This window comes from uncultured Pseudokineococcus sp., assembly GCF_947495735.1.
Lineage (GTDB): Bacteria > Actinomycetota > Actinomycetes > Actinomycetales > Quadrisphaeraceae > Pseudokineococcus.
On sequence record NZ_CANMAA010000037.1, the window covers coordinates 1 to 1436 of the forward strand.

Below are 1436 nucleotides of genomic sequence, written 5' to 3' on the forward strand. Positions count from 1 at the left end.
TGGACTGCACCCCGAAAGTTGGACTGAGAACGAGAGACTACGCCGCGACGGGGGCCAAGGTAAGGTACTCATCGGGGCTGAGGTAGCCCAGACGCGCCTGGATTCGAGTGCTGTTCCACCACGCCAGGTACTGATGCAAGCCGACGTAGAAGTCAGCGACCGTGGCTGGCTGAGCCAAGCGGAACCACTCCTCCTTCAAGTGGCTGAAGAATCCCTCCATGACGGCGTTATCCAAGCATGTGCCCTTACGGGACATTGACTGGATTAGCCCCGACTGGCACAGAGTGTCCTGCCACAGGCGGTGGCGGTACTGAAAACCCTGGTCGGAGTGGACAAGCGGTACCTCATCGACTGCAAGCGTCGCGATGGCCTCACGTAAGCCGTCGGTGACCATCTTGACGCTCGGGGAAAGCCCGGCAGCAACCGAGATGATCCGATTGTCATACAGGTCCAGGATCGGCGAGACGTAGATCTTCGCCTCACCGATGGCAAATTCACTCACGTCGGTGACCCATTTCGTGTTGGGCGCAGTCGCCGCGAAGTGGCGGTCCAGAATGTTGCTGGCGGTGGTGCCTACCTCACCGCGGTAGGAGTTGTAGCGCCGCCGCCGGCGCACCAGGCAGCGCAGCCCCTGCGCGTGCATCACCTTCAGCACGGTTTTCTTCGCCACCTGCCATCCCTGGCGCAGCAGCACCGCGTGCACGCGCCGGTGGCCGTAGGCGCCCTTGGCCTGGGCGAAGACCTCCCCGACCGCATCCTTGAGGAGCGCGTGCCGGTCAGGGCGGGCCAACCGGTTGCGGTGGTCATAGAAGGTGGACCGAGCCAGGCCTGCCGCCTGCAGGAGCAGCGGCAACTGGTGGTGCGCCTTGAGGTCATCGACGGCTTGGACTTTCAGCGTCGTGGTGGCGACCTCAAGGCCCGTAATTTTCCCAGGTAGGCGACCTCCGCGCGCAGTCGCTCGTTCTCCTTGCGCAGCGTTTCCAGCTCATTTTCTGCTGGTGGGTCGGCACGAACTGTAGGTGGTCGGCCGCGTCGTCTGGGGCGAAGCCCGTCTTCGCCGTCACGGCGGTAGATCACCGCCCACTTCGACACCGTGGTCGGCGAAGGAAGCTCGAACTCCTCGCACAGGCTTCGCGCGGACTCGCCTTTGATGTGGCGACGCACGACTGTGAGCTTGGTGTCGAAGTCGTACTGGCGGCGTTCCCTCGTCATCAGCGCACCCGATCCTCGTAGCTGCCAACGCTGGTAGAGCATCTGAACAGAGTTGCCGTGCAAGCTGAGCGCCAGCGAGACCGATCTGGCGGTGAAGCCCTGCTCGAACATCTCCACTGCGGATGCTGCCTCAGCGTGGCTCAGCGTGCTGTTCCGGTACATGGCTGAACTCCTGGGAGGTTGGACGCTGCCTTGCGGTGTCCAACTTTTGGGGGTCAGTCCAG

Annotated in this window: 2 protein-coding genes; both read right to left on the minus strand. The window is 63.1% G+C overall.

Features of this window, described 5'->3' with window-relative positions:
- Positions 1-37 precede the first annotated feature (37 nt).
- Positions 38-853: an IS3 family transposase gene (locus Q0848_RS18865; protein ID WP_299040372.1), complete on the minus strand. Its 816-nt coding sequence runs from the start codon at positions 851-853 to the stop codon at positions 38-40.
- Positions 854-891: 38 nt separating this feature from the next.
- Positions 892-1323: a transposase gene (locus tag Q0848_RS18870; RefSeq protein ID WP_299040374.1), complete on the minus strand. Its 432-nt coding sequence runs from the start codon at positions 1321-1323 to the stop codon at positions 892-894.
- Positions 1324-1436: the final 113 nt, after the last annotated feature.